This window comes from Deltaproteobacteria bacterium IMCC39524 (assembly GCA_029667085.1).
In the GTDB taxonomy this organism is placed as follows: domain Bacteria; phylum Desulfobacterota; class Desulfuromonadia; order Desulfuromonadales; family BM103; genus M0040.
The window spans coordinates 400,802-425,996 of the sequence record JARUHJ010000004.1 but is presented as its reverse complement, the minus strand read 5'-3'; the positions used below and the strand labels follow the sequence as shown (position 1 = coordinate 425,996).

The 25,195-nt window shown below is 53.4% G+C and carries 24 protein-coding genes and 1 pseudogene; 1 reads left to right on the top strand and 24 read right to left on the bottom strand.

Features of this window, described 5'->3' with window-relative positions:
- Positions 1 to 28 precede the first annotated feature (28 nt).
- The 13 genes from nqrF to P9J64_12300 all read right to left on the bottom strand — a co-directional run bounded on the left by nqrF (position 29) and on the right by P9J64_12300 (position 12,602).
- Positions 29 to 1,255, bottom strand: a complete 1,227-nt coding sequence (gene nqrF / locus P9J64_12360) for an NADH:ubiquinone reductase (Na(+)-transporting) subunit F (GenBank protein ID MDG5469114.1) — start codon at positions 1,253 to 1,255, stop codon at positions 29 to 31.
- 11 nt (positions 1,256 to 1,266) lie between these two features.
- On the bottom strand, positions 1,267 to 1,875 hold the full coding sequence (nqrE, locus tag P9J64_12355) for an NADH:ubiquinone reductase (Na(+)-transporting) subunit E (GenBank protein MDG5469113.1): 609 nt from the start codon (positions 1,873 to 1,875) through the stop codon (positions 1,267 to 1,269).
- A gap of 1 nt (position 1,876) precedes the next feature.
- A complete protein-coding gene (locus tag P9J64_12350) occupies positions 1,877 to 2,500 on the bottom strand; it encodes an NADH:ubiquinone reductase (Na(+)-transporting) subunit D (GenBank protein MDG5469112.1) in 624 nt (207 codons plus the stop codon).
- Positions 2,497 to 3,273, bottom strand: coding sequence for a Na(+)-translocating NADH-quinone reductase subunit C (locus P9J64_12345; protein ID MDG5469111.1), 777 nt, complete (start codon positions 3,271 to 3,273; stop codon positions 2,497 to 2,499). The genes P9J64_12350 and P9J64_12345 overlap by 4 nt, the downstream gene beginning before the upstream one ends.
- Positions 3,260 to 4,468 carry an NADH:ubiquinone reductase (Na(+)-transporting) subunit B gene (locus P9J64_12340; GenBank protein ID MDG5469110.1) on the bottom strand — a complete coding sequence of 403 codons (1,209 nt, stop codon included), beginning with the start codon at positions 4,466 to 4,468 and terminating at the stop codon, positions 3,260 to 3,262. The genes P9J64_12345 and P9J64_12340 overlap by 14 nt, the downstream gene beginning before the upstream one ends.
- Positions 4,468 to 5,805 carry a Na(+)-translocating NADH-quinone reductase subunit A gene (locus tag P9J64_12335; protein MDG5469109.1) on the bottom strand — a complete coding sequence of 446 codons (1,338 nt, stop codon included), beginning with the start codon at positions 5,803 to 5,805 and terminating at the stop codon, positions 4,468 to 4,470. The genes P9J64_12340 and P9J64_12335 overlap by 1 nt, the downstream gene beginning before the upstream one ends.
- 150 nt (positions 5,806 to 5,955) lie before the next feature.
- A complete protein-coding gene (locus P9J64_12330; protein ID MDG5469108.1) occupies positions 5,956 to 6,393 on the bottom strand; it encodes a CBS domain-containing protein in 438 nt (145 codons plus the stop codon).
- Positions 6,394 to 6,489: 96 nt separating this feature from the next.
- Positions 6,490 to 7,347: an HDOD domain-containing protein gene (locus P9J64_12325; protein MDG5469107.1), complete on the bottom strand. Its 858-nt coding sequence runs from the start codon at positions 7,345 to 7,347 to the stop codon at positions 6,490 to 6,492.
- A gap of 2 nt (positions 7,348 to 7,349) precedes the next feature.
- On the bottom strand, positions 7,350 to 9,281 hold the full coding sequence (locus tag P9J64_12320; GenBank protein MDG5469106.1) for an ATPase, T2SS/T4P/T4SS family: 1,932 nt from the start codon (positions 9,279 to 9,281) through the stop codon (positions 7,350 to 7,352).
- Between the two features lie 100 nt (positions 9,282 to 9,381).
- Positions 9,382 to 10,134, bottom strand: coding sequence for a sulfite exporter TauE/SafE family protein (locus P9J64_12315; GenBank protein MDG5469105.1), 753 nt, complete (start codon positions 10,132 to 10,134; stop codon positions 9,382 to 9,384).
- The gene (locus tag P9J64_12310; GenBank protein ID MDG5469104.1) at positions 10,135 to 10,884 is read right to left on the bottom strand and encodes a tRNA threonylcarbamoyladenosine dehydratase; all 750 of its coding nucleotides are present in this window, start codon (positions 10,882 to 10,884) and stop codon (positions 10,135 to 10,137) included.
- A 4-nt stretch (positions 10,885 to 10,888) separates the two neighbouring features.
- Positions 10,889 to 11,683 carry a TatD family hydrolase gene (locus tag P9J64_12305; protein ID MDG5469103.1) on the bottom strand — a complete coding sequence of 265 codons (795 nt, stop codon included), beginning with the start codon at positions 11,681 to 11,683 and terminating at the stop codon, positions 10,889 to 10,891.
- Between the two features lie 475 nt (positions 11,684 to 12,158).
- Positions 12,159 to 12,602 carry a YbaN family protein gene (locus P9J64_12300; GenBank protein MDG5469102.1) on the bottom strand — a complete coding sequence of 148 codons (444 nt, stop codon included), beginning with the start codon at positions 12,600 to 12,602 and terminating at the stop codon, positions 12,159 to 12,161.
- Between the two features lie 335 nt (positions 12,603 to 12,937).
- Here P9J64_12300 and P9J64_12295 point away from each other — a divergent pair, with 335 nt between their 5' ends.
- On the top strand, positions 12,938 to 13,378 hold the full coding sequence (locus P9J64_12295; protein MDG5469101.1) for a hypothetical protein: 441 nt from the start codon (positions 12,938 to 12,940) through the stop codon (positions 13,376 to 13,378).
- A gap of 603 nt (positions 13,379 to 13,981) precedes the next feature.
- Here the strand turns inward: P9J64_12295 and msrA are convergent.
- The 11 genes and pseudogenes from msrA to P9J64_12240 form a co-directional block, all read right to left on the bottom strand.
- On the bottom strand, positions 13,982 to 14,572 hold the full coding sequence (gene msrA / locus P9J64_12290) for a peptide-methionine (S)-S-oxide reductase MsrA (protein ID MDG5469100.1): 591 nt from the start codon (positions 14,570 to 14,572) through the stop codon (positions 13,982 to 13,984).
- 70 nt (positions 14,573 to 14,642) lie between these two features.
- Positions 14,643 to 15,068 (bottom strand): annotated as a pseudogene (gene msrB / locus P9J64_12285) (peptide-methionine (R)-S-oxide reductase MsrB).
- A gap of 448 nt (positions 15,069 to 15,516) precedes the next feature.
- Entirely contained in the window at positions 15,517 to 16,224 is a 708-nt protein-coding gene (locus tag P9J64_12280) for a class II glutamine amidotransferase (protein ID MDG5469099.1), read from the bottom strand.
- Between the two features lie 98 nt (positions 16,225 to 16,322).
- Positions 16,323 to 16,853, bottom strand: coding sequence for a spore maturation protein (locus P9J64_12275; GenBank protein MDG5469098.1), 531 nt, complete (start codon positions 16,851 to 16,853; stop codon positions 16,323 to 16,325).
- The gene (locus P9J64_12270) at positions 16,850 to 17,425 is read right to left on the bottom strand and encodes a nucleoside recognition domain-containing protein (GenBank protein MDG5469097.1); all 576 of its coding nucleotides are present in this window, start codon (positions 17,423 to 17,425) and stop codon (positions 16,850 to 16,852) included. Before P9J64_12270 ends, P9J64_12275 begins: the two co-directional genes overlap by 4 nt.
- The gene (locus P9J64_12265; GenBank protein MDG5469096.1) at positions 17,422 to 18,315 is read right to left on the bottom strand and encodes an LD-carboxypeptidase; all 894 of its coding nucleotides are present in this window, start codon (positions 18,313 to 18,315) and stop codon (positions 17,422 to 17,424) included. The genes P9J64_12270 and P9J64_12265 overlap by 4 nt, the downstream gene beginning before the upstream one ends.
- Positions 18,316 to 18,500: 185 nt before the next feature.
- Entirely contained in the window at positions 18,501 to 18,872 is a 372-nt protein-coding gene (locus tag P9J64_12260; GenBank protein MDG5469095.1) for a C-GCAxxG-C-C family protein, read from the bottom strand.
- Positions 18,869 to 19,060 carry a DUF2892 domain-containing protein gene (locus tag P9J64_12255; GenBank protein MDG5469094.1) on the bottom strand — a complete coding sequence of 64 codons (192 nt, stop codon included), beginning with the start codon at positions 19,058 to 19,060 and terminating at the stop codon, positions 18,869 to 18,871. Before P9J64_12255 ends, P9J64_12260 begins: the two co-directional genes overlap by 4 nt.
- A gap of 118 nt (positions 19,061 to 19,178) precedes the next feature.
- Entirely contained in the window at positions 19,179 to 22,421 is a 3,243-nt protein-coding gene (locus P9J64_12250; protein ID MDG5469093.1) for an efflux RND transporter permease subunit, read from the bottom strand.
- Positions 22,418 to 23,461, bottom strand: a complete 1,044-nt coding sequence (locus P9J64_12245; GenBank protein MDG5469092.1) for an efflux RND transporter periplasmic adaptor subunit — start codon at positions 23,459 to 23,461, stop codon at positions 22,418 to 22,420. The genes P9J64_12250 and P9J64_12245 overlap by 4 nt, the downstream gene beginning before the upstream one ends.
- Entirely contained in the window at positions 23,458 to 24,813 is a 1,356-nt protein-coding gene (locus P9J64_12240; protein ID MDG5469091.1) for a TolC family protein, read from the bottom strand. The genes P9J64_12245 and P9J64_12240 overlap by 4 nt, the downstream gene beginning before the upstream one ends.
- Between the last annotated feature and the right edge of the window lie 382 nt (positions 24,814 to 25,195).

Here is a 25,195-nt window from a genome sequence, read left to right as displayed (position 1 = left end):
TTTGGCTCCTGGTTAGTGTCCCGTGCAGTTAGATACCGAAATCATCGAACATGATATTCTCGTGTTCCACGCCCAGGTTATAGATCATCTCACCGGCGGCCTTGTTCATCATCGGCGGACCGCACATGTAATATTCACAGTCTTCAGGGGCCGGATGGTCGACCAGGTAATTGTCATAAAGATACTGGTGAACAAACCCTGTCGCTCCGCTCCAGTTGTCTTCCGGCAAGGGGTCGGACAAAACCAGGGTCCAGCTGAAATTGTCAAACTTCTCCGCAAGCTCGTCGAACTCCTCCACGTAGAAGGCTTCACGCAGGCTGCGGGCGCCATACCAGAATGAGATTTTGCGTTTTGAATCAAGTCTTTTGAGTTGATCAAAAATGTGTGAACGCATTGGGGCCATGCCGGCACCGCCGCCGACAAAGACCATTTCAGCGTCGGTCTCCTTGGCAAAGAATTCGCCGTAGGGGCCCGAGACCATAACTTTGTCTCCCGGTTTCAGGTTGAAGATAAAAGACGACATCTGGCCCGGGGGTGCCTCGGGGACAGCAGGTGGCGGCGGACAGACCCGAACGTTGAGCATGACGATGCCTTTTTCCTCCGGATAGTTAGCCATCGAGTAGGCGCGCATGATCGTTTCATCGACCTCGGAGCGATACTGCCAGAGGTCGTACTTGTCCCAGTCCCCCCGGAACTCTTCATCGATCTCCATGGTTTTGTATTCGGCAACGTGTGGTGGCGCGTCAATCTGGATATAGCCGCCCGCGCGGAAATCGAGGTCTGCACCTTCCGGCAAAGCCAGCACCAGCTCCTTGATAAAGGTTGCGCGGCTTTTGTTGGAGATAACCTGACATTCCCACTTGCTGATGGAAAAAATCTCGGCCGGCAGTTCGAGGGACATGTCCTGCTTGACGTTGACCTGGCAGGAGAGCCGATACCCTTCTTTCGCCTCCCGCTTGTTGATGTGTGCAGTTTCAGTCGGCAGGATATCACCGCCGCCCGATTTGATCTTGACCCGGCACTGAGCGCAAGTTCCACCACCACCACAGGCGGAGGGGATAAAGATATCGTGGTTGCCAAGCACGCCGAGCAGCTTGTCGCCGGGATTCACCGACAAGCTTTTGTCCGGGTCATCATTGATATTGAGCGTCACTTCGCCCGGCGGGATCAGCCAGGACCTGGCAACCAGAATGACGGTCACCAGTATCATGACTATGATCGTGAATATGAGTACGCCCAAGCTTATTGCAATCATTGTCTTTACCGTTACAGCTGAATGCCTGAAAAAGCCATAAATGCCATGGCCATCAGGCCGGAAATCATGAAAGTAATACCCAGGCCCCGCAAACCGGCGGGGATATCAGCGTATTTCATTTTTTCGCGGATACCGGCCAGGGCAACCAATGCCAGGGCCCAACCGGTGCCGCTGCCGAAGCCGAAGACAACGCTTTCGGCAAAGTTGTAGTCGCGCTCCACCATGAAGAGCGAGCCGCCGAGAATCGCGCAGTTGACCGTGATCAGCGGCAGAAAAATTCCGAGCGAGTTGTAAAGCGAGGGGAAGAAGCGATCAAGGACCATTTCGAGGATCTGTACGATCGCGGCAATCACGCCGATGTAACAGATCAGACCGATAAAGGTCAGATTGGTTTCTGCCATGCCGAGCCATTCGAGTGCGCCCTCTTTGAGAAGAAACTGGTAGATCAGGTTGTTGGCCGGGACGGTAATCGTCTGTACGACAACAACCGCAATGCCGAGGCCTATGGCGGTATCGACCTTTTTCGAAACAGCAAGAAAGGTGCACATGCCGAGGAAAAAGGCGAGCGCCATGTTTTCGATGAAAATCGAGCGGATCAGGAGACTGAGGTAGTGTTCCATTTTAGTTTTCTTCCTCGATCTGATCGGTTTTCCAGCTGCGTAAAGCCCAGATCAGAAGACCGATGATAAAGAAGGCGCTCGGTGGCAGGAGCATCAGGCCGTTCGGCAGATACCATCCGCCTTCGTTGGTACTCGGAAGAATGGTGAATCCGAGCAGCTTGCCGGCACCGAGCAGTTCACGGAAAAAGGCCACGATCAGGAGCACAATACTGTAGCCCAATCCGTTGCCGATGCCATCGAGGAAACTGAGGCCCGGCGGGTTCTTCATGGCAAAAGCTTCGGCGCGACCAAGGACGATGCAGTTGGTGATAATCAGTCCGACGAAGACCGAGAGCTGCTTGCTGATGCCAAAGGCGAAGGCTTTCAGAAACTGGTCGACGATGATGACCAGGGTCGCAATAATGGTGATCTCGACGATGATGCGGATGCTCCCGGGGATTTGGTTGCGAATCAGGCTGACCGAGACGTTGGAGCCGGCAATGACGAAGGTCACAGCCAGGGCCATGACGATAACTGTCTCCAACTTGGAGGTGACGGCCAAAGCGGAACAGATGCCGAGGATCTGCAAACCGATCGGGTTTTTATTGAACAAGGGATCGAGTAAAACATCTCTGGATTTGCTCATTGTTTTAGCCCTGCCGTTTTTAGCTTGTTGATAAAAGGTTTATAGCCATTATCGCCCATCCAATACTTGAGCAGGTTGCCGACGCCACGAGCCGTAAGGGTCGCTCCAGCCAAGCCGTCCGCCTGGTAGACGGCGTCCTGAGAATTCTTGTCGACCGTCCCCTTAAGAACTTCGATGCGGGTTTTGCCCGCTTCATCATAAACTTTTTTGCCGGGCCACTGTTTTTTCCAGTCCGGGTTGTCAATTTCGCCGCCGAGGCCGGGGGTTTCTCCGTGCTCGTAAAAGGCGAAGCCATTCACCGTGGAAAAATCATTGGCGAGAGAGATGAAACCGTACATTGTTGACCACAACCCCTTGCCGTGTACCGGCAGGATCAGTTGCTCCAGCTCGTCACCAGCCATGACCAGGTAGACATCCTTGTAGCGGGAACGGGCCTTGATCGCTGCCAGATCGAGATCAGGCGAAATCCGGTAACTGGTCTCGGGATCACGCGCCGCCGAGCGGCTATCGAAGGTCGTTACATCGAATTCCTCGGTGAACTCGCCGGACTGCAGATCGACGATCCGGGTCTCAATTTTACTGAACTGTTCTTCAATCGACACGTCGACCTCGTAGAGACCTGCCGCCTGCAGGATGTTCTTCTTTTTCTCTTCGGCCTTGTTCCGCTCCTGCCTGTCACTTAAGCCGACGGCCGCCGCCGAAACAAGGATCGAGCAGACCACGCACAAGACAAACGCAACACTCAGGACTCTTGCGGTGCTATCCCTTGACATGCTGCAGCCTCCTCTTGATATGGAGCTTGAGAACCATCTGGTCGATCACCGGCGCGAAGACATTGCCGAAGAGGATGGCGAGCATCATGCCTTCCGGGAACGCTGGGTTGATGACCCGGATCAGGATGCACATGGTGCCGATGAGGAAGCCATAGAGCCATTGCCCTTCTTCTGTCATGGCCCCGGAGACGGGATCAGTAGCCATGAAAACTAGGCCGAAGGCAAAGCCGCCGAGAACAAGGTGCCAGAGAGGGCCGAGCTCGAACATTGGGTTGGTGCTGCTGCCGATCATGACAAAGAGCGTGGACAAGCACACCGCGCCGATCAGTCCGGAGAGCATGATGCGCCAGGATCCGATTCCGGAAAGGACCAGGACCGCGGCACCGAAGAGACAGGCGAGGGCGGACGTTTCCCCCATCGATCCCGGAATGGCTCCGACAAAAGCATCGAACCAGCTGGTTGCAGCCATAACCGCCTGCAGTCCTCCCTCCGCGGCGTGGCTCAGAGCCGTTGCTCCGCTCACCCCGTCGACGGCGGTCCAGACCATGTTGCCCGAGATTTGTGCCGGGTAGGCGAAAAACAGGAAAGCGCGGCCGGTGAGCGCCGGGTTGAGAAAGTTCTTGCCGGTGCCGCCGAAGATCTCTTTGCCGATGACAACACCGAAACTGATGCCAAGCGCCACCTGCCAGAGAGGCAGGGTTGGCGGGCAGATCAACGGAAAGAGGGAGCCGGTGACCAGAAAACCTTCATTCAGTTCGTGACGGCGCACGATGCAGAAGAGGGCTTCCCACAAGCCGCCAACAATGTTGGTGACCAGGTAGATCGGTACAAACCAGGCCGCTCCGAGGAGCAGGTTGTCAAAGAGGCTGTTTGGATTGCCTCCGTAGCCGAGGAGTTCAAGTAAAGCGCCGCGCCAGCCTTCTACGCTTCCGCCCGAGAATTGCATGGCGCTGTTTGCCTGGTAGCCGGTGTTCCACATGGCCATGAAAAAACAGGGAATGAGGGCGAAAACCACCGTGATCATCACTCTCTTCAAATCCATCGCGTCTCTGACATGCGGCGCCCCGTCCGTCACCTCGCCAGGCGTGTAAATGAAACTGTCAGCGGCTTCGTACAGGGGATAGAGGCGCTCGAATTTGCCACCCTCGGTAAAGTGAGGGTGAATCTTGTCGAGAAAAGCACGCAACACTTTCATTAGCCCTCTTCCTCTATCTTTTTCAGGGTTTGCCGCAAATGATGTCCATAATCCATTTTTCCCGAGCAGACAAAACTGCAGAGGGCGAGATCCTCTTCGTCCAGTTCGAGGCAGCCGAGATCCTGTGCCAGATCGGTATCCAGGGTAAGCAGAGAGCGCAGCAGCCAGGTTGCCTTGACCTTGAGGGGCATCACCTTCTCAAAAGCGCCGGTCGGCACCATGGCACGCAGACTGCCGCAGGTGCTGGTCGTCAGCGGCAACGGGCGGCGCGGCAGCAGGGACGAAGCAAAAATCTTTTTAACGGAGAATTTTTTAAAGCCCGGCATGGCCCAGCCCAAAAGCTCGCGTTGTCGATTTTCTTCCAAGACAGTCACCTGATTGTGGTAACGGCCGAGAAAGGCCTTGGTTCGACCTGCGCCATGACCGCTCAGGATGGATCCTGAAATGATCCGGTTTTCGGTGTCATTAAGCTGGCCGGCCGTCAACTCCGACAGACAGGCTCCGAGACGGGTACGGATGAGGCGAGGCTTCTTAACCGCCGGGCCGCAAAGAGCGACAATTCTATCCGTGAGAATCCTGCCGGTGAGCAACAGGTGGCCGATGGCGATCACATCCTGGTAGCCGATGTGCCAGACCGAACGCTCTTGATCGACATGTTCGAGAAAATGGATATGGGTGCCAACCAGTCCGGCGGGATGACAGCCGGAAAATTCACTGACAGTGATTCCTTGCGGAGCCGGAACCTGCGCCTGTGGTTTTTTACACAGGTAGACTTTTCCTTCCGTAAGGTGGCGCAGTGCTTTCAGGCCCGCCTCGAACTCGGTCACTTTCTCTGCAATTGCGACCTGTGGGTCAGCCGATAAAGGGTTGGTGTCTATCGCGGTGACAAAGAGTGCAGCGGGGCGGCTTCCCGGCGTCGGAATCTTGCTGTAGGGACGGGTGCGCAACGAGGTCCATAAGCCTGAGTTGATCATCCGCTCTTCAACCTCCTCTGCAGAAAGCAACTCAAGTTGGGCCGCCGCAATCTTTGCAAAGGTCTTTTCTTCTGCTCCGGAAATTTCGATAACCAGCGACAAGAAGATGCGGCGTTCGCCACGGTTGATGGCGACAACTTTGCCTGGTGCAGGGGCTGTGAAGAGCACCCTGGGGTTCTTTTTGTCGGAGAAGAGAGGCTGGCCAAGAACGACCTGATCACCCTCGGCGACCAGCAGAGTCGGTTTCATGTCCTGGTAATCGCTGCCAAGCAAGGCAACATGAGAAACCGGCAAGGGTTCTCCGACCTGCATCTCTGGAGCGCCGCTTATCGGTAGATCGAGCCCTTTTTTAATCTGTATCATGGCCGAGCCTTCCGATTGGTGGTTGAGAGCCACGCCATCATTGGAATCCTGTTGTTATGCTTGCAAAGAGTTCAATGCTTGAGATTGCCAACGTTTGCCAGAGTTGTGCTCTGGCAAGGGCCAGGCCATCCGAGGTTCACTATGGGTGGATCAAGGGTCACCCTTAATGTACTTTTTGAGCTGCTTGATGACAAAGTCTTTCTCATCAAGGGAAGCTTTGACTAAGTCGCCGATGGAGGCCAAGCCAACCAGTTGGCCATTTTCCATAACCGGCAAGTGACGACGACGGCTCTCGGTTACAATTGACATGGCCTCATCGACCGAGGTCTGAGGCGTAATATAACAAATATCTACGGACATAACCTGGCGGACGGCGACCTTCTGAGAGCAGCGGCCCTCGAGATCCACTTTGCGGGCATGGTCGCGCTCAGTAAAGATCCCGACCAGCTCTCCTTTGTCGATGACGACCAAGGCTCCAACACCTTTTTCTGCCATCAACACCAACGCATCGTAAACCGTGGCGTCCGAACTGATACTCCAGACGTCGCTGCCTTTGATCTTCAAGATTTGTGCGATAGATTTTGACATACTTGATCCTCGTTAAGATGTAATGATTGATAAGTTATTCTAACAAAAAAGTGACGTGAGCAAAAGGTTGGCGAGACAGCCTTTCCACTCAATCGGTTATCGAGATGCCGGCACAGATTTCCCCCCGAGGAATTGATCCTCAAGGGCAATCTCGAATTCCGCCAGAGAAATTTCATTAACCCCCAGGAATTGTGCCTCTGCCGTTGTCGGCAGAACCAGCTCCGGATTGTTTTCCAGGCCAAGACCCAACTTGCGACAACCGAGATTTGCCAAGCGGACCAGAGTGACTACAACATTCTGCGTGTCGAGTTCAAGGTCGTGATGAACGGTGACAACCTCTTTGTAGATTTCAGGCAGATTCCATTCTTCGAAAAGGCGCACCCCCTGCTCTACGTGCATGGTCTCAATCACCTCGTTGATCAATCTGCGCGAAAGCGTCATGCTGAATTCGCCGCTGACGGCAATCCCCTCCAATGCCGCCAGCAGGAACTGCTTGCCGATATCGTGCAGAAGCCCGGCCAGGTAGGCCTGGTCGGCGAGGTCCTGGTATCCGCAGCGATTCGACAACCAGCGGGCTCCGGCGGCGCACGCCTGGGAATGCAGCCAAAGCCTGGGCATGTAATGTGGCAGCAGCTTACCCTTGGTCGCGCTGACGCCCTCCTTGCAGGCTTGCTCCAGAACCTGGCGGGTCTTGTCCTGCCCCAGGCGGGTGATCGCCTCTTCGATTGAGAGGGTTTTGTGCAGCCCGGAAAAGAAGGAAGAGTTGGCGGCCCGGAAGAGGTTACAGAGCAAGCCAGGATCCCGACCGATCAACCAACGCAACTCTTTGATGTCGAAGGTTTCAGCGCCCAGAAGTTTGCTGACGTGCAGGCTGATGTCAGGATGGACCGGCAGATGTACCCGATCGGCTTCGACCATCTCCTTGATAATTTCTGTCAGTGGTTTATTGGCCAAAGCTATTCTCCCAACAGGCGACGCAGTTCGTGTAACGGGCGCGGCTTTAAGATACGCGGCAAACGGCGCATGACTTCAGGAAGGGAAACCTTGCCGCGGGCAGCCTTGGCGATACCGTCTTCCATCAGGGTGATCAAACCGGAGGTCTCAATGCTGATACGGCGAACTTCCTGAACCGTTTTACGGGCCAGAACGGCTTCTTTGACTTCATCGTTGAGAACCAGCAGTTCAAAGATGCCGACCCTGCCTTTGTAGCCGGTAAAACGACAGGCCGTACAGCCCCTGCCGATCTGCAGGTCCGCTCCAGCCAGATCACCATGAGTGTAGCCGAGTCGGCGGTATTCATCAGGCGTAGGCGTATAGGGAACCGTGCAGCTTGGACAAATTCTACGAAGCAGGCGCTGGGCGAGCATACAGTTGATGGTAGACGCGATCAGGAAGGCTTCGATCCCCATATTCAAAAGCCGCAACAGACCACCAACGGCATCTTCGGTGTGAAAGGTCGTCAATACCTTGTGACCGGTCAGTGAGGCCTGAATGGCCGTCTCTGCCGAAAAGGTGTCGCGGATTTCACCCATAACGATGATGTCGGGATCCTGGCGGACGATGTGACGCAGGGTCTCGGTGAAAGTGACGCCGATCTTGGGGTTAATCGAGCACTGGGTGATACCGTCGAGGACATATTCAACCGGCTCCTCTGCGGTAATAATGCAGGACTCAAGGTCATTGAGGTGGTTAACGCAACTGTAGAGGGTGGTGGTCTTACCGGCACCGGTTGGCCCGGTGACCACGATGATGCCGCTCGGTGACGCAAGTCCTTCATCACGGAACTGGTGCAACATACGCGGGGCCATACCGATATCATCAATATCAAGTAACTCGCCCTTCTTGTTCATCAAACGCAGCACGATCTTTTCGCCATGTACGGTGATGTAGAAGGAGACACGCAGGTCCAGGGTCATGCCGGTTGCCGCGCTCTCATAGAGGATGCGGCCGTCCTGGTGACGCCTGCGCTCGGCGATATCGGCCTCTGCCATGACTTTCATACGCGTGGCGATCGGCGCGGCGAGATCCAGGCTCATCTCCTTGTGCACGCCGAGCACGCCGTCACGGCGGAAACGAACACGCAGACGGTCTTTCATAGGTTCAACGTGAATATCGCTGACACCTTGCTGCATGGCGTCATCGAGGAGGCTGTTGACGATGCCGATGATGGTCGAGTCATCCGCGACCTCAGCCTCTGAGCGCTGGGCTCCGCGGCGGTAAAGCTCGATGACTTCCCGGATCGCCTGGCGGGTACCGATGGCAGGAAGAATCTGCCGGCCGAAGACCCTGTCTACGGCTTCAAGATCTTCGAGGTCCAGGGGATCGACAAAAGCAATAATGGCCCGGCCGTCAATCTGTGCCACGGGGACGAAGGCGTGCTGGGCAAACATCTTGGCTGGAACCTGGGCCAGCAGCTCGCGGTCGATTTCGGCAAAAACCGGCTCAACAAAAGGGTAGCCGAGCTTGGAAGCCAAAACCTCCATCAGGCGGTGCTCATCGATGAAGCCATATTCAACCAGAATATCACCGATTTTCTGCTGCCTGTTTTCAACCTGAATCGCTAGGGCCGCGTCCAGATCGCCCTGTTGGATAAAGCCAAGTTCAACCAGCAGGTCACCAATACGAATATTCAAACGTTGCTGCTTGAGGACTTCGTTGAGTTGCTGGTTGGTCAGCAGGCCCAGTTCCTTGACAATTTCGACCAGGGAACGATCAGAGACCAGCTTTGCCTTGATGCGCTTTGCGTAGACCAGCTTGGCCGGGGTGATTAAGCCCTGCTCAACCAGCAGGCGCGCAATGGTGTCGCCGCCTACAGCCATGACCGGCTTATGGGGTTCAGGGAGGTTTTCTGACTTTTTTTGCACGGCAGGCTTGTTGACTTCGGGCATAGCAGCAATCCATTACATTAAGAAAAATTCAGTGGCTTAAGATTACCATAGATCTTCCCGTGTGCAAAAAGTGGCGACTGTACGTACGAAACGGAATGGGCTACGGCAGCAGTAGCCTCAGGGCGAAGATTAAAACGGTGGCGATAACAAACCGCTTGATCCATTCATGCCCTTTTTTTACAGCCAGGTGCGAAGCAAACCAACCCCCTGCCGAGTTACCCGCGGCCAGAGCCAGACCAAGAGCGTAATCGACCTGACCATGCACAACAAAAACACCCAAGGCGACCACGGTGAAGGCAAAGATAACCAGGACCTTGACGGCATTGATGCGAACCAGGTCGAGCCCGTGAACCAGCAGGCCGGTAATGATCAGGAAGCCGACACCGGCCTGGACAAAACCACCGTAGATGCCGATGCCGAAAAAGCTGACCACCAGTAACGCCAGACGCGCCGGAGTTATCGGTTTCTCCGCTTGCTGTAAATGCTTCAAGGGGTCGACGATCATGAAGACCAGAACCCCGACCATGACCAGGGCGAGTAACCGACGAAAAACCATCTCATCGACCGTGATGGCCAGGTTGGCACCGATATAGCTGCCGATCAGGGCGGGGGGAATGCAGAGCAGCGCAAGGCGGATGGGGAAAATTCCCTGGCGCTTGAAGCCGGTAATGGCAAAGATGTTCTGACAAAAGATAGCGACCCGGTTGGTGCCATTGGCGGTCGCCGCAGGCAGACCGAAGAAAATCAGCAACGGCAGGGTCAGGAGAGAACCGCCTCCGGCCAGAACATTGAGTACGCCGGCGACAGCGCCAACCAAAATCAAAACAGGTATTTGCCAAAAGTAGGGGTCCATTTATGAATCCTTCTCCAACAACTCACGGATGACCTCACCGGCCATAGTCAAGCCAAACAGGGGTGGTATCACCGAAGAACTGCCGAGCGGCGCACGTTGGCCTTGATAATGACCAGAGTCTTCTGTTGTCATCTCACGGCGACCATCGGTTAAGGGCCTGAACTCTTCGGTAGAGTACACGGTTTTGACACCGTGAAAAATATTACGCCGGCGAAGCTCCCTGCGAAGAATTCGGGCCAATCGGCACTTGTTGGTGTCGGCCAAATCCGCAACGCCGATGCAGGTCGGGTCGAGCTTGTTGGCCGCCCCCATGGAAGAAATGATCGGCAGTTGCATCGTGACGCAGGTTTCGATCAAGTGAATTTTGGCCGTAATATGGTCGATACAGTCGAGAACGTAATCGTAGCCACGCTCCAGCAATTCGGCTGAATTCTCATGGCTGTAAAAAGCCTGCAATGGCTCCACCTCGACATCGGGGTTGATCAACCGACAGCGCGCTGCCATGATCAAAGCCTTGGGCTGACCGATGGTGCCTTCCTGGGCATGAATCTGGCGATTGCTGTTGGTAATGTCAACTTGGTCGAAGTCGATCAGGGTCAGCCGACCGATGCCGCCACGGACCAGCGCTTCGACTGCATAGCTGCCCACCCCACCGAGGCCGAAGACGGCGACAGAAGCTGCCTGCAGGCGTTTCAAGCCCTCTTCACCAAGGAGCAGGGACAATCGGTCAAAGCGATTATTCTGGGTCATTATCTCAGGTTTCCTTATCTTTCTGAAGCGTGTCCGGCAGAGGCAAGCCGAGAACACGGCAGGCATTGAGTGTCGTCCTTTGAGCTGTCTCTTCAAGGGTCCAGCCACGGAGACTTGCGACCTTTCTGGCGATCAATTCAAGGTACGCCGGTCGATTCAGTTGACCTTTGTGCGGTTCCGGCGTCAGGTAGGGCGCGTCGGTCTCAAGCACCAAGGCTTCAGCAGGAACTTCGCGGATCACTTCGGGCAGGCGACGCGCTGTCTGCGAGGTGACCACACCGCCGACACCGAGAAGAAATCCCAGCCCTATAACTTTTCGAGTGGTTTCAAGGCTGCCGGAAAAGGCATGAAAAATTCCCCCGATCTGATCGCCGCCTTCTCTCTGTAGAAGCTCCAGAAGCCGCTCTGTGCTGCGCCGTGTGTGAATCAGCAGCGGCTTCTCCATCTCCCGGGCGAGACGAATCATTGCAATAAAGAGCTCTTCCTGCTGCTGCCAGGGGATGTCAAGCTGGCGATCCAGGCCGACTTCACCGATGGCGACAGCCCTTTCATGGGTCAACAACTGTCGTAATTTGTCGAGATGAGCTTTTTGAAAGTTCCCTGCGGCCTGCGGGTGAATCCCCGGTGCCAGGTAAACCTGCTCATGCAGTGCGGTTGTTGCCAGCACCTCCGACCATTGTTCTGGTGTGACTCCCGGGACGACCCAGGCACCAACACCGACCTCTTCAGCCTCTTGCAGTAGCAGCGCAGGCTCCGCAAGCAGGTCGAGATGAATATGCGTGTCAATATAGCGATTCACAATCTGCAAAGCCTATCACAACCACCTCAAAGCGAACAGGCGTCTGTGGCTTTTTAAGCATTTTCCTTGCCGCGTTTCACTGGTCAGTGATAATCGTAAGCAGCTGTATCTCTTGTCTTTATTACCTGAAGGTCTTAATGGGAACCTCTCATGTCGACAGCTGCACCAGACCGCTCCACTTACCTCCGTAAACTCTTTCTGGTTTGTCAGGCAAGCACTGAAAAAGCAGCTGCGTGAGCAGCTGGACATGTTACATGAGCTGCTTGGCGAGGATGTTGATGGGCACTCCGGATAGACGGTTGAGAACCTTTTAGGCACCGTTAACAATACCGGCAGCAACTTACGTTCGGTCAGGGCGATTGTGTCGACGATGGAAGATTTTCTCCTGCCTGAAATGACTTCAAACTTCTTGAACTCCTTGTCCAAAACATCCCGTTGCCAGGGCTCAAAATTGTTGTTCCTCTGCAGGGAAAGTTCAGAGGGCGCTTTCGTTGTCTTCAATGCTGATGGTCGGTAGTGAAAGAAGATAGAAAGTCACTGCGCAAGCGATAACCAACAAGAGGACCCGCACCCAGACAAGTTCGATCAGAAAGAAAGCCGAAAGGATGATGCTTGCCCAAAGCAGGGTAATCGCCTTGACTTTGCTCGCTCGTGACATGCCGCAACCATTGATATAGGGTTGAACGATAGGCCCGAAATGCGCGTGCTCAAGGAGCCAGTTGTAGAAGCGCTGGGAGCTGCGAGCGAAGCAGGCCAGGGCGAGCAACAGGAAAGGGACTGTCGGCAGCACGGGCAGAAAGATCCCGAGTACTCCCAGGGCAATGGCAAGAAAGCCCAGGGTCAGCAGCAGCCAGCGGAGAGCCTGGTTGATTGTCTTGGTTTTGTCTTGAGAGGGAATCGTCATTCTGTCTTGAAGCATACCTTGGCCTGCGACTTAATGCCAACCGGATAGAGAGTGTTTGGGTGGCCGTAGAGGTCTTCCCGATTGCCACTCGGCATAATGCGTGTCGAGAGGCGTTGAGGAAAGTTGGAGACGCAAAGTGAGGTTTGTTGTCTGTTTGAGTCAGTATTCTGGGACTGTTTTGGTCTCGAAAAACGGTTCAGGATTTGTAAGAAATTTTAATTATTTGGTTTTCTCCTTAATTGCTGAAGATGTCAATGATTGAAATAAGAAGGTCTTATGTTATCTTTATATCCAAATATTTACTGAGAATGCAAAAGCTCATTTAAAATTATAGCGAAAGGGGTTCTCTGATGAATTTGAAGAATTTTTGTAAAAGTGTTTTGTCATTGATGGTCGCTTCGGCTTTGGTTCTCCAGTTGGCCGCATGTGGAACAATCCTGTATCCCGAAAGAAAAGGGCAAGTCTCCGGCAAAATCGATGTTGGTGTGGCTGTCCTTGATGGGATTGGACTTTTATTCTTCATTATTCCTGGAGTCATTGCATATGCTGTCGATTTTTCCAATGGAACGATCTACTTGCCAGGAACGGCTTCCGTTGATGAGGGTGATGGCCAGTTTAGTGACTGGGCTTCAATACAAATTCCAGAAGAAAATATGACACGTAATGGCATTGAGTCGATTATCGCCGCTCATACGAATGTTCAGGATGCTCTTTCCAACCCGGATAGCTCAGCTTATGAAGTGAGTAGCCTGACAGAGGCAAGTCAAAAACTGGCTTATTTGTCAAACTAGATTTAAACAAATAACGCAAACTACTTATGTATGAAACAAAAAACCCTCGATCTTTGATCTGAGGGTTTTATTTTAAGTCACGACACACTTCTAAGACGAAAGCCGGATTCTTATTGATAGCGGTATTCAAGAGACAGTTTAATCCACACATTATTGCCATCTGGAAGCGGGTGGCTATTTTTATTCATGGTGTGCTTTCGCACAGTTCCGTTTCGTGAAGTGCCGATTCAAAATTTACGGAACTCCACGTATATTTTTGTAGAAGGATTCGATAAATTAGCAACCATCGAAGGCTTGCTGTGGCAGGTGGGTCTGAGACAATCTTCTTCAAAACCTCCTAAAAAATAGAAAAGTTTGCCCCATAGTCTCTACCTCCTGAACTGTGGGGCTTTTTTCTTGTAAGTCACGATTAACAGTAACATCGTAGATTCTCTGTAAGCGCTTGTTATTAATCTCGCAAGTCATTCTCATAAGTTTTTAAGACATTAAATCCAAGAGACTCTTCCCAATGCCCCTCTTCGTCCGTAAGGGGAGTCGTGTTGGACTCGAGCATCGGCTGTTGAGAAGGGGACGTTCTTTCTGAACGTCTCCTTCTGCTGGGATCTAATGTGTCGCCTTATCTCCCCAGATAGATCTTAACCGCTGATCACGACCACAGTTCCATCGATACGCATTGTAGCGAATGGGGTTGTTCTTGTAAAAATCCTGATGGTAGCTTTCGCTCCCCTTGATCGGGTAGAAGGTAGACGCATCCAGGATGGGTGTGACCACTTTTTGATCCGGGAACATTGCAACAACGCGTCTCTTCGACTCCTCGGCAATGGCCCTTTCTGATTCATTGGCGACAAAAATGGCCGCCAGGTAACTGTGGCCTTTATCACAGAATTGCCCACGATCATCAAAGGGGTCGATATTCACCCAGTAATGATCGAGCAACTGCTGGTAGCTTACCTGGTTCGGGTCGTAGGTTATTTCGACAGCTTCATAGTGCCCTGCATGGTTGCCGTTGTAGGTTGGATCTTTCAATGTCCCGCCGGTAAATCCGGAGACCACATCGGTGACGCCTTCAAGTTTTTCAAAATCTGACTCCATGCACCAGAAGCATCCTCCAGCCAGGATCGTTTTGTCGGCCAGGGCATGCGTGGCAAAAATGAGTGAGATGATTAATAGGAAAAGGATCCGTGTGTAGTTCATAAGCCCTCCTGGTGTATGGAGATTAAGTTTTTAAAAATTCTCTGGCTGACTATGGCCCAAGCCTTGCCTGCTATTTGAACAAGGTTGCGTATTCTGCGTAACCTTCTTTCACCAAATCGGCTTTCGGTATAAAACGCAGAGCCGCCGAATTCATGCAGTAACGCAATCCGGTCGGGGCTGGGCCGTCGGTGAAAACGTGACCAAGATGCGCATCGGCGTCTTTGCTGCGGACCTCTGTACGCACAGAGAAGAAGCTGCGGTCTTCTCTCTCAACGATCTGGTCAGGCTCCAACGGTTGGGTGAAGCTCGGCCAGCCGGTTCCTGATTCATACTTGTCGGTGGAACTGAACAGCGCTTTGCCGGAGATGATATCGACATAAATCCCCTGCTCGTGATTATTCCAATAGCTGTTGTTGAACGGCGGCTCGGTTCCATCCTGCCGAGTGACCTTGTACTGCAACGGGGTGAGACGAGCGCGAAGTTCCTGATCTGTGGGTATTGTGGCCTGCTCCATTTTTATCTCATCTTCTTTCTTTATATGCATATCGTCGTCTTTCATCATACCATCTGATTTCATCTTCATGTCGTCGTGCTGCATTGATTGCGCCGTTGCCATGTCATCTGACGTGTTCCTCTTCTCGTCCATACTTTTGCTCTGTACCTGGACAAACCCGATCATAACCAGGATTATACTGACAATTGTTATGGTAATAATTTTCATAACTTCCTCCATTTATTGTGCAGCTGATAGGCTGATTTGGTTTTTATATGGCTGTAGTATAGCGGAGCTGTTTAAGGGCTGATTAAGGAACATGTAAAGATTTGATATAGTTTGAACGGGAAGGTGGAAAATTGGTGGCACGTGGAACGAGGAAAAGTGAAAGCTGATGGTATGGGGAAAGTTACTTTTCTGTGCGGGGACACATCATGTCGTGTCCCCATATCTAGGCATCCAGATCAATCGTCAAGAATTCTTCCTGTGCCATCATATCCCACTGCATTTTTTTATCCAGGGGTTCGGATGAAATAAGGCAGGAGTTATCCGATAAGGCCTTGTAGAGAGAATAGTAGTCCGGTTCCTTGGCGTAGTCACGATAAGCGAAAAACTTCAAACCATCGCTGAACAGGCAGTTCATCGCGGAATATCTGTGCTTGCGCTTTATAAGTGCAGCCGTATCAAGAAAATCCCGGCCCATGTCCTGACCATTGCCACTCATAACGTGATAGAAGAAAACCTCGGTATCGAGTGCATCTGTTCCGAGGCCCGGCAGGGTGATGTCGGGCAATAGTGCCTGGTAGTCGTAGACCACTCCATTATGGAAGAACACGTTGTTGTCGATGAGGAAAGGATGGGCGTGCCGGGTGCTGAACCTGTCGTCCCAAGCGGATTTGCGCAGGTGGAGAATCATTAAAGACGAACTCTTCAACCTGCTGAGTATGCCGATGACCTTGTCGGTCTCATGCAAAAGACTGACGCCGCTTTTATGAACGACCAGTTGTCTTTCCTGGTAGAAGGCCAAGCCCCAGCCATCTTCATGTCCGGGCGGGTCTTCGTCCATGACCACGCCGCTGCGCGCGAGCTCGCAGAACCGTTCAACGATCTTATGATGTTTTGAATATTCGAAATTGGTGATACCCAGAACTCTGCACATTTAGGAGCCTCTCGGACTAGGCATGAGCCTGCAAACGAGCCAAAAGCTGTCTTCAAAAATCCGATTTTTCGCTTCGCCCCGCATAGTCCGTCAGGCACCTAGAAAAACCACTTCGCAACGAAGACGGCGATAACGATGCCGATAAAGTCCGCAACCAGACAGACCGGCACAAGATAACGGGTTCTCCTGATACTGACGGAGCCAAGATAAACGGCCAGCACATAAAAAGTGGTTTCGGCGCTGCCCACGATGATCGCTGACATGTGGGTGGCCATGGAGTCGGAGCCGGTGGTGGTGACGATATCGGTAAAAAGTGCGGTCGAGGCGCTTCCGGAGAGAGGTTTCATGACCGCCATGGATAAGGCTTCTATCGGGATGTCCAGAAAAGCGAACATGCTGTAAAAGGCATTCCTGACATAGTCGAAAGCGCCTGATGCCTGGAAGCCTTTAATGGCCACGAAGATGGTTAAAAGGTAGGGGAAAATGTTCAGGATAATGGCCGGTCCTTCCTTAGCCCCGGTGACGAAGGAATCATAGACTCTGACCTTCTTCAAGGTTCCGTAAAGGACCGTAAAGAGAATGAACAGCGGAATGATGAGTAGCGAGAGGTATTCGACGTTCTCTATCATCTGAATATCCTCCTGAACGCAGCCAGCACCAGCAGCGCTGTCATGGTGGAGATCGCGGTGGCGATCAGTATGGGAAACACGACCGCGGCCGGATTTCGATGCCCGTAGCTGGCAAGGATGCCGATCACGGAGAAGGGGATCAGCTGGATACTGGCGGTGTTGATGACGATAAACGTCATCATCTCAGGCGTGATGGTTCCTTTGTCCTCATTGAGTCCATCGAGTTCCTGCATGGCCTTGATTCCCAGCGGTGTGGCGGCATTGCCGAGCCCGAACAGGTTGGCCAGAACGTTTAAGGTGATGGCCGTAATGGATGGATGATCACCGGGGATGTTTTTGAACAACCGGGAAATAATCGGCTTGAACAGATGCGCGATCCGGTAGATCAGGCCGGAGTCTTCGAGGATCCTGGTGATCCCCATCCAGACCGAGACGATGCCGAGGAGATAAAGCGAGATCTCCACGGCCGCTTTTGCGCCATCGAAGATCGATTTGGTGAACGCCTCCAGATTGCCGGTAAAAATGGCGAAGAAGATACTGACGCAGATCATGATCAGCCAGAGTATGTTCATGGGTTCCTTCCGGGGAAAGACATCTTTCTTATCATGAGCTGCTTCTTGTCCGTGTTCAGCTCAACCCTGGCGCCGATCGGCAAGGTGATCTTGTTCGCAACATGGCCGATGTAAGGACAATGCACAACCGGCACGCTTAAGGCCATTTGCGAAGCCAGGATGTTGTAGATTTTCTGGCTGCCGATCCCGCGGAAATCGCCGAGAATGAGAGCTTTGATTCCGTTGAGCTTTCCGGCAAGGATCCACTGGGTCAGCAAGCGGTCCACCCCATGCAACTCTTCATCGACATCTTCGAGAAACAGGATCGAGCCGGCCGTGTCGATCTCCCACTCCGTATCGATCAGGGCGGTCAGGGTAATCAGGTTGCCGCCTTTGAGAATTCCGCTGGCAGAGCCGGGATTGTAGACTTTGCAGCGGGCTCCTTTGAACAGGTTTTTTTCCGGATAGCCTGTAACGGCGTTGACCAGCGATTTAAGCGTGAAGAGTGTTGGTGTTCCCAGGTTGATCACCATGGGGGCGTGCAAGGTCACCAGCCCTGTGCGCTCGAAGATCGGGTTGAGCAATGCGCTCAAGTCGCTGAAGCCGGCGATGATTTTGGGGTGTTTTTTTATCAGATCAAAGTCGATGTAAGGGAGAGACTTCATCGCACTGTAGCCGCCACGCAAAGCCAGGATCATATCGACATATGGGTCTGCAAACGCCCTGTGGAGCTGGTCGGCTTTCGCTTGCGGTGAGGGGAGTTTTTCCGGGAATTCCGGGTTGATGACGTTGAAGCCCAATCCGGTGAGCTGCTTGATACCACCGGTAAAGTCTCGTTTCTTCTTGATTAAATAACTGGGCGTGACAATAAAGACGTTCTTCAATGGAAAGAGCTCCGCGATGTCAGCCATGTCGCCAAAGATTCCGAGCCGTTACTGAAAATCAATTTATCTTCAATCAGGCATAAATACAACCTGATTGAGAATAGTTTGTGTGCGGGGGGCGCATAATACAAAAGGGCTTTCGGGAAACAGTTAAAGGCTGCACAAACCCGCAGCCTTTAAGAACAGGCCCTATCGTTGAGAGATGCTCCCGTCTATTCGAGGTCGTATAACAATTTTTCGACCATCCCGGCCGCGGCCACCGTGATCTTGCGACAATTTCTCTGATGCTCTTCGCTCATCCATTCATAGCCTTTGGAAAGTCCACGGCAGCAGGAGGTTTGAAAAGTTTCCTTAAAGGCGGCGATCAAGTCTGCAGAACGATCGGCGCGCCAGTTCAGGCCGAGAGCCATAACACCACCGGTAATGGCACCGCAGAGACAGCCACTCTTGCCGATACCGCAGCTGAAGCCCTCCGTTGCTGCCAGCAGTTCCTGGTTGGTGCTGCCAACTGAGGCCTGCAACACCGCACGGGTGCAACTGTGACCCTCATCGAACAACTCGCCTGCGATCTTTGCGGTGCTCATCCTTCCTTGATTCCCAGTTTTCGAAGAATGGTGATCATCGGACACCAGTTGGAGAAGGCACTCTGAAACAGGTTCAGACCGACAAAGGCAGTGAAGAAAAGCCAGTAGGGCGAATGCACCTGGGAAAGGACGACGCTGAGCATCACAAAAAATCCGGCGATCATACGCAGGTAACGATTAATGGTCATGATAAGATTCTCCTTAGTCTAAACTTCGCTCTTGGTTGTTGAGCTGCCAGTCATGCAGGGCAGGTGATCGGAAGCCGCATGCAAAGATGCGTAAAATAAACGTATAAATCAGGCAGGCTCATGCTGCCTTTGGTTGTGTCTTGGGCTTTTTGAGCATGTAATAGAGCACCGGGACCGCCATGCGGCTGACCAGCAAGGAGGCAATTTCTCCAAACATCAAGGAGATGGCCAGGCCTTGAAAGATCGGATCGGCGAGGATCACTGAGGCGCCGACCACTACGGCAAGTGCCGTCAGCAGCATCGGTCGGAAGCGAATGGCTCCGGCTTCGACGACCGCTTCGGCCAGCGGCAGACCGTGACTGATGCGCAATTCGATAAAATCAACCAGGATGATTGAGTTACGGACCACGATACCGGCGCCGGCCATGAAGCCGATCATCGAGGTTGCGGTAAAGAAAGCTCCGAGGGCCCAGTGTGCAGGCAGGATGCCGATCAGAGAAAAGGGGATCGCTGCCATGACAACCAGTGGCGTGAAATAGTCTTTAAACCAACCGACCATCAACATGTAGATCAGGATCATCACCGCACAAAAGGCCAGGCCGAGATCACGAAACACCTCGAGGGTGATATGCCACTCACCATCCCACTTGATCGACGGTTCCATACTGTTAAATGGCTGGTTGAGGTTGAAAATTTCAACCGCCTCACCATCGCCGCCAAATTCACTGGCTTTAAGATCCGCCAGTTGCCGATTCATGTCAAAAATAGCATAAACCGGGCTTTCAACTTCGCCGGCCACATCTGCGGTGACGTAGATCACAGGTTTCAGGTTCTTGCGGTAGATCGGTTGCTCGACTGCTTGTTCGGTGACCGTGACCAGTTCACGCAACGGCACCAAGGCCCCACGCACATCGTCAGTCGACCGAAGTGAAATATTCAGAATGCTGTCTATGCGGGCCCGCTGGCTCGCTGGCAGCTGCAGGACGACAGCGATATCCTCCTTGTCGGCCGGCTGGTGAAACAAGTCTATCGGCAGCCCTTGAACCGCCATTTGCACGGTGCGGGTAATGGCCCCTTCGCTGAGGCCATTGAGAGCGGCTTTCTCCTTGTCGACTTCGAGAACCAGTCGTTTATGTTCGGCTTCGCGGTACCAGTCGACATCAACCACGCCAGCCGTGGTGTCAAAGATCTCCTTGACGCGTTGCGCCAGCTTGAGACGTTGCTCATCGCTGCTGCCATAGACCTCAGCGACCAGCGTTGCCAGCACCGGCGGCCCGGGCGGGACTTCCGCGATGGCGACAGCGGCCCCATATTTTTCCGCGATTTCAGCGATCCCAGGCCGCATGCGTACGGCGATATCATGGCTCTGCAGTGAACGCCTGTCTTTGGGCAGCAGATTGACCTGGATATCAGCCACCGTTGGCCCGCTGCGCATGAAATAATGACGGACCAGGCCGTTGAAATTGTATGGTGACGCCGTGCCGACGTAGATCTGGTAATCGGTTGTCGTCGGATCTTCGCGAACCACAGCAGCCATCTCGAGGGCTACTCGGCTGGTCTGCTCAAGAGTCGAACCTTCGGGCATGTTGAGAATCACCTGGAACTCGCTCTTGTTGTCAAAAGGCAGCATCTTGACCTTGACCAAGCCAAAATAGACCATGGAAAAACCACCCAGCAGCAGCAGGGTAATCGTGGTGAAAAAGAGCGTGCGCGAAACGGCGCTGGCAAGCAAGGGGTCCATGGCCCGATGGTAAAGGCGGGTCAAGAGATCATCGGGCGCACGATCGTGATCCAACGGGCTAGTCTCTTTATCGTCCCTGGGTTCTCTGCCTTTGGCCAACAGACGAATCGCTGCCCAGGGCGTGACGGTGAAGGCGATCAGCAGCGAAAAGATCATGGCCGCCGACGAACCGATCGGGATCGGTCGCATGTAGGGTCCCATCAGGCCACCGACAAAAGCCATCGGCAAAATCGCCGCGATTACCGCCCAGGTCGCCAGAATGGTGGGCTTGCCAACTTCGGCCACCGCCTCGATGGCAATCGTCAACATCGTTTTGTCGCGGCCTCCGGGCAGGCGCATGTGGCGGACGATATTTTCTACCACCACAATGGCGTCATCAACCAGGATGCCGATGGAAAAGATCAGCGCAAACAGGGTGATTCGATTCAAGGTGTAGCCATAGAGATAAAAAACCAGAAGCGTCAGGGACAGGGTCGTGGGGATCGCCAGCAAGACCACCAGTGCTTCGCGAAAACCGAGAAAGAAGAAGATCAGAAGGGCGACACCAAAAACCGCGATGCCCATATGCAGCAGCAGCTCATTCGATTTTTCAGCGGCGGTCTCGCCGTAGTTGCGGGTGACACTGACCTTGATATCGGTCGGGATCATGCTTCCTCTGAGGAGGTCGATTTTAGCTTCGACCGCATGGACCACATCGATGGCGTTGGTCCCTGGCCGTTTTGCCACCGACAGGGTCACCGCCGCTTCTTCACTCTGTCCCGCTTCGCCGTAGAGAACGTAGCTGTCAGGTTCCTGCGGACCGTCGATGATCTGCGCGACATCAGCGAGATAAACCGGATGGCCGTCATAAACGCCCACGACAACCCGGCCGATCTCGGCCGCGGAGCTGAGAAACTGTCCGGTCTGCAGCAGCACCTGCTGGTTAAGAGACTCGAGCTTTCCGGTGTATTGCTGCGTGTTCGCCTGCTGGAAGGCCGGAACCAGTTGCTCTGGCGTCAGGTTACGTGCCTCCAGCAGCAGCGGGTCAAACTCAATCCGCACCTGCCGCCGGGTGCCGCCGATAAGTTTCGTCTCAGCGACGTTAGCGATCGTCTTGATTTCGTCATCAACCTGGGCCGCCAGTCGCCGCAGCATAAAATGGTCATAGCCTCCTCCATGGAAGGTCAAAGCCAGAATCGGCACATCATCGATGGAGTGCGGCTTGACCAGGGGCCGGGAGACCCCGGGCGGAATCCGGTCAAAATTGGTGGCCAGCTTCTGATTGAGGCGAACAATGGCCGTTTCAGAATCCTCGCCGACATAAAACCTGACTATCAGCAGGCTTTGACCGGTCATCGAGGTTGAATAGATGTACTCGACCCCCGGCAGCTCGTAGAGCAGCTTTTCCATCGGGATGGTGACTTGCTGCTCAATCTCGGCGGGTGTGGCACCGGCCATGCTGACCAGAACATCGATCATCGGCACCTTGATCTGCGGCTCTTCCTCGCGAGGCAGCATGTTGATCGACATCAGACCGAGCAGCATCGAGAAGACTACGATCAGCAGCGTTAGCCTCGAATTAATAAAATATTTGGCGAGCTGCCCGGCAAAGCCGGCTTTTTCAACCTGTGGTGCGCTCATTGTGCCGACCTGTCCGTTGTTACCTTAAGAGGTTGGCCATCCTGCAGTTTATCGCTTGCCTCGTTCACAACCTGATCCCCGGCTTGCAGACCTGAAAGAATTTCGGTGCGTCCATCAAACTCTGCGCCGATGCGGACCAGACGCATGCGGGCCAGGCCCTTTTCTGCAACAAAAACCTGTTGCAACTGCCCGTTTTTCCTGAGGGCCTTGCTGTTAACCAGCAAAGTTGTCGCATGGCTGTCAACCAAGGCGACCCGGGCAAACTGACCGCTATGCAACCCGGGAGCAGAGGGTAGCATCAACTTTATTTGAGTGGTTCGCGAAGCCGGATCAACCGTTGGCGCGATTTCCCGGATTTGCGCGTTCAGTGTCAGTCCGGCCGCAGGCACAGTCAAGGGCAGTCGGCTCTCGAGCGTTAAAGAATGTGACAGACCCTCAGGGACCTGGATCACGACTTCAAGTGCTGAGCCGTTTTCCAGCTTCAGGAGAGGAACGCCGGGCGCAGCCTGGTCACCGACGTCGACCGACTTACCGGTTACGGTCCCTGCGAAGGGCGCACGTATTTGCGTATAGCCGAGGATCGTTTGTGCTTCACGGTAGACAGCCTCATTGATTTGTACCAGCTCTGCAAGCGTTTTGACCTTTGTCCGGGTCGAAGCATTGACCTCTTGTAGCTGGGTTTCCCGTGCCAGGTTGCGCCTTGCCTGAGCAAGCTGTGTCTCGGCCTGCTGAACCCGGGCGTTAATTTCAGCGGCAGCAACTTTTATCAGCAGGTCGCCCTTTCTGACCTTCGAACCGATCTGCACCGGCAGTTCCACAATCTGGCCAGCGACGCGTGCCGAGACCGTGATGTGCTCGACCGCCTGCAGGGTCCCAGCCAGCTCAACCTGAATGGGCACTTCGCTCAGGGCGAGAGTTTCGACCTTAACCTCAACCGGAGGCAGGGATGTGGCGGCTGGTTTCTCCAGGGGATCATTGCAACCGGAGAAGAGCAACAGGGACAACAGGCTTAAAAACAGTGAGCTCTTGTTTAGCGTCATGGCTGGTTCTCCATGCTGGTGGTCTGATTGAGGTCTTCAGCATATTGCGGCAAACCGGCCGCGCGCCGCAGATCTGCAATGGCGATCTGTACGGCAGATGAAGCAAGGGCATGGCGAACCCGTGCATCTGTCAAGCGATTCTCGCTATCAATCAGCTCGGAAATCAAAAGCAACCCGGCACGGAATCGGGCCTGGGATAAATTTTCACTTTCGACAGCCTGCTCGACGTTCTTCTGCGTGACTTGTTGGCGCTGCCGGGCCAGCGCCAAGGTTAATTGAGCCTGAGTTACTTCAAGGCCAAGCGCCAACTCCAGCTTCTTCTGTTGGGCGCGCAAAGCTCCCAGCCGCGCTTCAGACAGGGCAATATCGGCTCCGGATTGATAACCGTCGAAGAGCTTGAAGCTCAAATTAACACCGGCCATCCAGGAGTCGCCGTCACCATCCAGAACCGTCCCCCGGTCGTACTGATAACGGGCAAAACCGTCAACTGTCGGCATGCGCGTGCCGCGTGCCGCAGCCAGCTGTGATTCTCCGGCTTCAAGAGCTGCGGTCAAGCTTCTTAACTCCGGGCGCTGTCGCGGATCGGGATCTGTCGGCAGGGTTAGTCCTTCTGCGTCATTGATCTCAATCTTCAGATCCTCCCCGGGTAACCCCAGCAGCGTCAGAAATATCTTTCTGGCCAATTCAAGATTATGCTGCGCCTCAATCAGATTTTCCATGGCGACAGACTTCTCTACCTCAAGATTCAGCAAGTCAAGCTTGAGGAGATCCCCTGCGTCATAGCGGGCTTGTGCAACAGTCAGCGAGGATGTGATAGCTTCCAGCGCCTTCTGTCGTGCTTGCACAAGCCTTCTGCCTTCGATAATTCGCTGAAAACCGCGGAAGACTTCAAACTCAAGTCTTAGGCTGACCGCCTCACTTGCGGCGGCGGAGAGGTCGACCCCGGCTCTGGCAGCATTCTTGTGCGCCAGATCCTGACCACCGTTGTAGAAGCGGTACTGTACCCCAACGCCCAGTCCGAGGTTGTCGGTACGCCCGGGATTGTTAAAGTCGATCCCCGGAGAAAATTCCCCCTGGTTGAGAATGTTCCCAAAGGAATACATCGGGTTGTTCGTCTGGATGTAGTTACTGAAGAGCTCGACTTGGGGATAAAAAGTCACAGAGGACTTCTGCAGCATGGCATCAGCCTCAATAATTCGCTGCGCGGCCAATTGGCTGTCCGGGTTGTTCTGCCTGGCAAAAGTGATGGCCTGCCGAGCGGTCCAGATCTCCGGAAGTTCCGAACCGGCGGCGAACACCGGCAGGTAGATCAGTAGGGTCAGAAGAAGAGAAAAGAATTGCTTAGCTTTCATTGCTTTGCCTGTCATTGTTGGCCTTGACGGTCTTGAGTGCAGATATGCCGATAAAGGAGTGAATATAATTCACCGCAAACGACAAGTCTGTCAGATAAATCAAAAGAGAATACCCACACTACAAGTATTCAAAAAAACATATATATTGTTTTTACGTTAACGTCAACCTTGAACGTTAATAATAGCATATTATTGGCTCTTTTTAATCTTAATCTGGGAAAGAAAGGACGCTTTCTGTGTGGCGATTGCCTTCCCCCTGGATTTGAATGTCTGGATTTTTGGTTATGCAAAAATGAATACTTGGCTAACTGAGTGTTTCCTATAAAAAAAATTGAAATAAAACACGGTTTGCTTTAAGATTCGGATTTCAATCATTGTCTTA